General features: G+C 32.6%; 8 protein-coding genes and 1 pseudogene. 7 read left to right on the top strand and 2 right to left on the bottom strand.

The window, feature by feature from the left end; all coding sequences use genetic code 11:
• A pseudogene (locus C8P70_RS14380) lies at window positions 1-108 on the top strand (IS982 family transposase); the annotation flags it as partial.
• Window positions 109-211: 103 nt separating this feature from the next.
• Here the strand turns inward: C8P70_RS14380 and C8P70_RS13280 are convergent.
• Entirely contained in the window at window positions 212-925 is a 714-nt protein-coding gene (locus C8P70_RS13280) for a DUF4369 domain-containing protein (protein ID WP_133713793.1), read from the bottom strand.
• A gap of 7 nt (window positions 926-932) precedes the next feature.
• On the bottom strand, window positions 933-1,256 hold the full coding sequence (locus C8P70_RS13275; protein ID WP_133713792.1) for a YbaB/EbfC family nucleoid-associated protein: 324 nt from the start codon (window positions 1,254-1,256) through the stop codon (window positions 933-935).
• Between the two features lie 560 nt (window positions 1,257-1,816).
• Between C8P70_RS13275 and C8P70_RS13845 the strand changes: the two genes are divergently transcribed.
• From C8P70_RS13845 to C8P70_RS14200, 6 genes are all read left to right on the top strand, one after another.
• Entirely contained in the window at window positions 1,817-1,993 is a 177-nt protein-coding gene (locus C8P70_RS13845; RefSeq protein ID WP_208293416.1) for a hypothetical protein, read from the top strand.
• A gap of 206 nt (window positions 1,994-2,199) precedes the next feature.
• Window positions 2,200-4,260 carry a S9 family peptidase gene (locus C8P70_RS13270; protein ID WP_133713791.1) on the top strand — a complete coding sequence of 687 codons (2,061 nt, stop codon included), beginning with the start codon at window positions 2,200-2,202 and terminating at the stop codon, window positions 4,258-4,260.
• A gap of 79 nt (window positions 4,261-4,339) precedes the next feature.
• On the top strand, window positions 4,340-5,380 hold the full coding sequence (locus tag C8P70_RS13265) for a PLP-dependent cysteine synthase family protein (RefSeq protein WP_133713790.1): 1,041 nt from the start codon (window positions 4,340-4,342) through the stop codon (window positions 5,378-5,380).
• Between the two features lie 121 nt (window positions 5,381-5,501).
• Window positions 5,502-5,840, top strand: a complete 339-nt coding sequence (locus C8P70_RS13260; protein ID WP_133713789.1) for a CD225/dispanin family protein — start codon at window positions 5,502-5,504, stop codon at window positions 5,838-5,840.
• Window positions 5,789-6,220 carry a DUF2752 domain-containing protein gene (locus tag C8P70_RS14275; protein ID WP_133713788.1) on the top strand — a complete coding sequence of 144 codons (432 nt, stop codon included), beginning with the start codon at window positions 5,789-5,791 and terminating at the stop codon, window positions 6,218-6,220. The genes C8P70_RS13260 and C8P70_RS14275 overlap by 52 nt, the downstream gene beginning before the upstream one ends.
• 196 nt (window positions 6,221-6,416) lie before the next feature.
• Window positions 6,417-8,387, top strand: coding sequence for a S8 family serine peptidase (locus C8P70_RS14200; RefSeq protein ID WP_166666234.1), 1,971 nt, complete (start codon window positions 6,417-6,419; stop codon window positions 8,385-8,387).
• The last annotated feature ends 212 nt before the right edge of the window (window positions 8,388-8,599 follow it).

Genomic DNA, 8,599 nt, shown 5'->3' with positions numbered 1-8,599 from the left:
AATTTCTTTACTAACCTTATCGCTGGAATTATTGCATATCATTTCTTGCCTAAGAAACCTGCAATTAGATATGAGAAAGTAATAACTAATCAATTAGCCTTGTTATAATCGAACTCAGGTTTGTAAATATTTTTTGTTTGATGTAATGAGCAGATTAACTCAAGCAGAATTTTATACTTGTAAAGTATTTGTTAGAATATCACTTTATTACTTATTTAGTTTTACGTTCTTCGATGTATTCTCTAAGCTGTTGCCCGTATTTATGGGTAGCTACCTTGCCTGTTAAATTATTGTAAATAGTGTCTAGATATTTAATATTACGATCATACAGTTCTGTCAAGGCTATATAAGGAGCTACATCGCTATCATTATGATTAATGGCAAAGTTTGCAGCATTTAAATATAGTCTGGCCTTCAGTTTTTTGTTTAGTACGTATAAACTGTCTGCTTTTTGTTGGTTATTTTCTTTTTCAGCATTAAAAATTTCAATTAGTAAATCGTTTTGTCGATTGGTAATCAAAGTTCGGGTTTGGAGATATTCCTGATAAACGTCATTGGTTTTTGAACCCAAAATTTTGGCGTCTTTAAAAAAGCTTTTTAGCGTGGTATTGATTTCGATGTTTCCTTGTTCTGCAAAAAATGGAATTTGATTATCTATTGATTTACTATGTCCTCTGTCTAATGTAAGGAAAAACATTTCCGGTGAATCAATGGTGAGGTTAAAATTAAATGAGGGATTCCCCTTAATAACAACGGAGTCTATCGCAGTAAAAACAGTATCTTGTACTTTATATAGGTATAGTTTTCCTTGCTTTAACCCTTCAACTTTACCATTTACAGATAAATTGTAATCAGAAGTATCTTTCTTACAGGCAGTCAATAATAGAAGACCTGACACAGCAAATGCACAAATATATTTTTTCATTTTTCACTTATTTAAATAAGTCCAGTCCTGGAATGTTAGGCATTCCTTCTTTGGTTACGGCAGCAATTTCGGTTTCATGTACATTTCCTGCCTTTTCTATAGCGCGGTTGAGTACCATAATCAGATAATCTTCCAATTCTTCTTTATCGTTTAACAATTCGTCATTTACTTCCAAACTGCGGATTTGTCTGTTGGCGGTTACCGTAACTTTTAATAAGCCGTCTGCACTTTGCTCGTGAATCAAAACCGAGTTTAAACGTTGTTTTGTTTCTTCTACTTTTTTTTGGGCTTCCTGCAATTTTCCCATCATGCCTATTAAATCTCCAAACATAATTTTATTTTTTAATCGAAAGCAAATTTACATTTTTTGTTGGAAGTTTTAGGTTTAATGTTTTTTGAAAGATAAAAGTTGGATGAATATTGTTTGAAAGAGTTTTGTATATTTGAGAGTCAGTGATTAACTTAAATAACAATGAAACAGATAGTATGCTTATTCATGTTTTTGCTTCTGATAAGTTGTAAACAAACAAAATTAGAACAGGAAATTACAATTTTTTCTGACACAATTTCAATAAATAATAATTCAGATATAAAAGATACTGTTGATAAAGATGATTTGCGTAATAAATTGAAAATAATTCGAACAAATTTTAAAAGAATAAATTCCATTAAAGAATGAACTGCCATTGAAAGCAAAGATTTGTGGGAATCAACAGAAGGAGGAGAAGTACAGTTTTATTATCAAAATGAACAATTAGAAAAAATTGTAACTCAATATTTTGGCGAAACATTTCAATTATTGACGGAATATTATTTGTTAAATGGACAGCTTTCATTTGTTTTTGAAAAAGTTACGAGTATAACAAACCTTTGTATTACGACGAAATGTCGATGAAAGAAAATAATGACACCGAAGCATTTGACTTTGACAAATCAAAAATAATGGAGGATAGAAGTTATTTTGACAATAGAAAATTAATTCATCAAATCAATAATCAAGATTGTGGGTCGTCTTTTTCGGAAGATTATTTATTGAATGAGCAAAAAAAGAATCATAACAGATTTTGAGAAACTTATTGATAGATAAAAGAGTTCCATAGGGACGAGCTGTTAATAGAACAAATAAATTATCCGTAACAAGCTCCGTAGGAGTGACCTGTAAATTCAAAGATCTTTTTGTGTATATAAATCCTTTAAAATCTTGCTGAATAACTAAAATCCATATAATCTTGAGGCGAAAAATAATTAGTATTTTTGTTCCAAATAATGAAAAAATGGATCAACATATAAAAGCACCGATTGCAAAGATTATTCCTACCCAATTAAAAAAACACAACAATACGCGAACTGACAATTATTTTTGGATGAATGAAAGAGAAAATCCGGAAGTAATAGAGTATTTAAATGCCGAAAACGATTATTACAAAGAAATGACTGCGCATACGCAGGATTTTCAAAAATTGCTGTTTGAGGAAATGAAAAGCCGAATAAAAGAAGACGACAGTTCTGTTCCCTATTTTTACAACGAATATTGGTATTTGACTCGTTTTGAAACAGGAAAAGATTATCCGATTTATACCCGCAAAAAAGAAAGTTTGGATGCAATAGAAGAAATTATCTTTGATTGCAATGAAATGGCGGAGGGACATACTTATTTTCATTTAAAAGGAATTAATGTTTCCGAAGATAACAATTGGGTGGCTTTTGGGGTTGATACGGTATCGAGACGAGAATATACAATTCAAATCAAAAACCTGAAAACAGGAGAGACTTTAAGCGATAAAATAGAAAAAACAACCGGAAATTCTACTTGGGCAAGTGACAACAAAACGCTGTATTATTCTCGCAAAGACGAAGTAACTTTAAGAGCGGATAAAATTTTTAAACATCAAATTGCTACTGATATTGAAGCGGATGAATTGGTGTATTTTGAAAAAGACGACACGTTTAATACTTTCATTTACAAAGAAAAATCGCGTAAATATTTGGTTATCGGAAGCGAAAGTACGCTAACGTCAGAATACCGCATTTTGGAAGCCGATAATCCGAATGGAACATTTAGAATATTTCAGCAAAGAATTCGCGGTGTTGAATACAGCATTTCTCATTATAATGCGCATTTTTATATTATGACTAATTTGGACGATGCTTACAATTTTAAATTGATGCAGTGTCCGGAAAACCAAACCGATGTTGAACATTGGAAAGAATTAATCGCGCACAAAAACGATGTTTTACTGGAAGGAATCGATATTTTTAAAGATTATTTAGTTGTTTCGGAGCGATCTAACGGTTTGTCCAAATTAAAAATACAATCTTGGAATCAGCCGGAACAGATGTATTATTTGCCTTTTGAAAGTGAAACGTATAATGCTTACATAAGTGTAAATATCGATTTTGATACTGAAATTTTGCGTTACGTATATCAATCGTTAAATACGCCGTCTTCTGTGATTGATTTTAACATGCGAACCAAAGAAAAAACGGTTAAAAAAGAGCAGGAAGTATTAGGTGATTTTGACAAGGACAATTATACGGAAGAGCGAATTTTGGCAACGGCAAAAGACGGAGTAAAAGTGCCTATTTCTTTGATTTACAAAAAAGGATTGCAAAAAAACGGAAAAAATCCTTTGCTTTTGTACGCTTATGGTTCGTACGGAATTACAATGGAACCGTATTTTTCTACTACCCGATTGAGTTTGTTGGACAGAGGATTTGTTTATGCGATTGCTCATGTTAGAGGAGGTGAAGATATGGGAAGAGAATGGTATGAAAACGGGAAATTGTTCAAGAAAAAAAATACCTTTACCGATTTTATTGCTTGTTCAGAATACGTTATTGAACAAAAATATACTTCTACAGAACATTTATATGCCGAAGGAGGATCTGCCGGAGGAATGTTGATGGGCGTTATTGCAAACGAAGCTCCCGATTTGTACAATGGAGTTATTGCGCAAGTGCCATTTGTGGATGTTGTCACCACAATGTTGGACGATAGCATTCCGCTGACAACAGGAGAATACGATGAATGGGGAAATCCAAATGAGAAAGAATTTTACGATTATATGTTGTCTTATTCTCCGTATGACAATGTAAAAGCACAGGACTATCCGAATATGTATGTTTCAACCGGATTTCACGATTCTCAAGTGCAATATTGGGAACCTGCAAAATGGATAGCTAAACTCCGAACGTTAAAAACAAACAACAAACAATTGTTTTTAAATATTAATATGGATACCGGACACGGCGGTGCATCGGGGCGTTTTGAAGCGTTAAAAGAAGTAGCAGAAGAATACACGTTTTTGTTCGATTTAGAGGGGATTAAAAAGTAATTAGGTATTTTTTATTAACTTTGTCTCATATAAAGTATTGAATGTTTTTGTAGTCAATACTTTGATTAAAAATAAATTTATGAAAAAAAGTATTCAGGCTTTTGACAGTATACTGGATTTAGTGGGAAATACTCCGCTGATTAAACTATCAAAAATCACTCAGGGATTAAAAGGAAATTTTTATGGAAAAGTAGAAGCTTTTAACCCCGGACATTCTGCAAAAGACAGGATTGCGTTGCACATCATTGAAGAAGCAGAAAAAAAAGGAATATTAAAACCAGGAGATACAATTGTAGAAACCACTTCCGGAAATACTGGCTTTAGCATTGCTATGGTTGGTGCAATCAAAGGATACGAATGTATTTTAGCAGTTAGTTCTAAATCTTCCAAAGACAAAATAGATATGTTGAGAGCAATGGGGGCAAAGGTTTACGTTTGTCCAGCAAATGTAGCTGCTGATGACCCGCGTTCATATTATAGTGTTGCTCAGCGCCTTCATGAAGAATTAAAAGGATCAATATACATCAATCAATATTTTAATGAATTGAATATTGAAGCGCATTACCAAACTACCGGACCTGAAATCTGGGAACAAACTAATGGAAAAATAACTCATTTTATTGCCTGCTCAGGAACAGGAGGTACAATTTCGGGAACGGCTAAATATCTGAAAGAACAAGACTCGTCTATCCGTGTACTAGGTGTTGACGCTTATGGTTCGGTACTTAAAAAATATCATGAAACAGGTGAGTTTGATAAAAACGAAATTTTTCCGTATAGAATAGAGGGTTTAGGAAAAAATCTTATTCCTACCGCAACAGATTTTAGTGTTATTGACAAGTTTACAAAAGTAACAGATGAAGCAGCAGCTCATGCAGCGCGCGAACTGGCGAAAGCAGAAGGATTGTTTTTAGGTTATACTTCAGGAGCTGTTTTTCAAGCTATTCGTCAATTTGAAGCCGAAGGGGAATTTGATAAAAATAGCAATGTAGTTGTTCTTTTTCCTGACCATGGATCGCGTTATATGAGTAAAATTTACAGTGATGATTGGATGAAGGAGCAAGGCTTTTTCGATAATGTCAATATTGAAAAGTCTAATGAAGTTGAGTATGTAGAGTAATGAATTTTAAGTGTATTAAAATGCACATAAAAATTTTTAATAAATTACTTTTTTATAAATAGAATATTTAGTTAGAGATTTATAATGAAAATTGTTATATTTGTTAATAAAATTAACATGTATGGAATTTAATGAATTTGAAAAAATGGACGAGTTCAGAGATAAGCCAAATAATTATATGGCATTATCGATTGTTTCTACAGTACTAGGGCTTTGTTCTTGTATTGGTTTAATTCTTGGGGTTATAGCCATTGTAATGGCTTCGCAATCTAGCAGTAAATTTAGAAATGGAGATTATGAAGGAGCGGTAAAAGCAGCCAAAAGTGCTAAGATATTAGGTGTGGTAGCCTTAATTGTTTTTGTATTGCACATGATTTATTCATGGTATAGTATTCAACAATTAGGGGGATGGAACGCTTATATAGAATCAATAAAAGAAGCGATAGATGCAGCACAATGAAAAGAAGAGTAATTAGGCTATTTTTATGGCTGTTACCTGTTTTTTTTGTGTTTATTTATTACTATCTTTTTGCTAAAGAAGGTAGTGTAGGTTTGCCTTGTTTTTTTTATAATACTACTGGATGGCAGTGCCCTGGCTGTGGAGGACAAAGGGCATTTTATGCTATTTTTAAAGGTGAATTTTTAGAGAGTATAAGGTATAATTCATTGATATACTTTTATCTGATTTTACTGTTTTATTTGTATATTTTAATTGTTGAAGGATATATATTAAAAAATGAAAAAATATTATTCAAGTACGGAATTCCTGAATGGTTTGGGATTTTTTTTCTAATACTTATGATTTTGTTTTTTTTATTAAGAAACCTCGATAAACTTTAAAATAGAGGGGGAGCTCAAGAGAGTTTTTTCTCTCTTTTTTTATAAGATATTTGTAAAAGGTTTAGATATTGAGTTTTTTAAGAATTGTTGAATATCCATTTGTTTACTATGGTAAGTTATATTTGTGATTTTTTAAATAAAAATAAATATGATTTTTTTGAAAAAGAATTATTTTAGCCATGTAAAAAATATAACAATGTATAGAAAAATATACACAGTGTCTTTATTAATAGGATTTGTAGTTGGAGGATATTCACAAAATAAAGAAATACGTCAGAAGATAGCGGAAGCTCATACTCCAAGTCAGAATAAGGAATTGTATGGAAAAATAAATTACAGTAAGGATGTAATTATAACAATTGCAAACGAGAAAGGTATTCCGCTAGAAGGAACAACTATACAAGGGAATCCTTATAAGGCTATAGGTGTAGATAGTTTTGGGAAACTTATATATAGAACTACGTTTAATTCTGGTTCACGGATTACATCTCATGTTAATGATGTGGCACCCGGAGGGGTTTTAGAAACTAATTTGGATGGATCAGGTGTTACTTTGGGAATATGGGATGGAGATGTAGCGTTAAATACACATCAGGAATTTGTAGAAGGAGGTGTTAGTCGCGTGATATTAAAGGACACACCTTCTCCAGTAAACTTTGATTATGTTGATAATAGAAATCATGCGACTCACGTTTCCGGAACGATGGGGGCAGCAGGAAAAATAGCTATGGCAAAAGGTATGGCTCCTAATGCAACTATTGTTAGTTATGATTGGGATAATGATGTTCAAGAAATGAGAGATGAGGCAAAAGATAACGGATTATTAGTTTCTAATCATTCTTATGGGATGCCCGCAACTGATAATAAGGGGAATCAAATTGTAGAGGATGAGTATTTTGGTGCTTATGAGTGGTCGGCAGCTTCGTTTGATGAAATCACAAATACCAATCCTTATTACCAACCAGTAGTTGCAGCAGGAAATGATGGGTGGACTTATCCTAATATAAAACCTAATATAAATAAAAATGGAAATGAATTAATATTAGGAACGGCTACAGCTAAAAATAGTATAGTTGTAGCAGCGGTGCATCAGGTTAATAATTATACTGGGGCTGGAAGTATTAAATTAGCACAATTTAGCAGTCCTGGTCCAACAAATGATTTCAGAATCAAGCCTGATATTTCAGCTAAAGGAGTGGATGTTTATTCAAGTAGATTTGTTTCTAACGGTGCAAATGATAAGTATGTATATAATAGCGGAACGTCTATGGCAGCACCGGCAGTTACTGGAATAATAGGATTGTGGCAGCAATGGTCTATGAATAACAGAGGTAAAGTATATAGATCAGCGACATTAAGGGCTCTTATGGCTCATACTGCAGACGAAGCGGGAGAGGCTCCGGGACCGGATCATAAATTTGGGTGGGGTTTAATAAATGCAAAATCAGGCGTTCAAATTTTAAAAGCTAATGGAGTGGGTGAGAATGTGATTATTTCTGAAGAAAATCTAATTGAAGGAAGTGTTTATGAAAAAGATTTTTTTGTAGAAGAGAGCGGAGTGAATATAGTAATAACTATTGCATGGAATGATCCTACAGGAAATGTAGGGTGGTCTAACTTTGATGAGTCGTATATGTTAAAAAATCCTGTTTTAGTTAATGATCTAGACGTTAGGGTAATAAGAGATGGTGAAGAATACTTTCCTTGGAAATTGAATAAAAATTTCAATAATTTGATAGCTCTTAAAGAAGATAATGATGTGGATAACATCGAGAAAATTGAAATAGAGGGTGCTGAAGAAGGGGTTTATACAGTTAGAGTTAATCATAAAGGTGTGTTAAAAGGAGGTAATCAAGATTTTTCTATAATAGTAAGTAAAAGTGATTTTAATAATTTATCTGCTGATGATTTTGAAGAAGAAAGTATAAGGTTTAGTATTTGGCCGAATCCGGTTCAAAATGAGTTAAATGTATCTGTTCCGAGAGAAATCGATTTAAATGAGGTTGGTATTACTCTCTTTGACCAAAATGGAAAGCTTGTTAAAGAAATAAAACGACTAAAAGATTATGATGTGCAAATAAAAATGAGTGAGTTGGCTTCAGGAGTGTATGTTGTAAAAGTTAGGGCGGATGGTTTAGAAAAAACAGAACGTATAATTAAAAAATAATTTCAGAAGCAGCAGGTTTAACAATAGGAATAACTAGTTCTTTTTAAAATACGGAAAAATAGATAAGAAGTTCCCTTGTGCATATATGCACAAGGGAACTTTTATGTAATAATAAAACACCATTCGTCTATTCGTCATATAATTTCCACCTTTTGTGAATATTAGCAGGAATTAATGTTTTGGATCACAGTATTTTGCGAAATAAAATAAAA

This window comes from Myroides indicus (assembly GCF_004364575.1).
Taxonomy (GTDB): Bacteria; Bacteroidota; Bacteroidia; order Flavobacteriales; family Flavobacteriaceae; genus Flavobacterium; species Flavobacterium indicum_A.
Note: the sequence above shows the minus strand (reverse complement) of the source record. Positions and strands in the feature narration are given on the sequence as shown.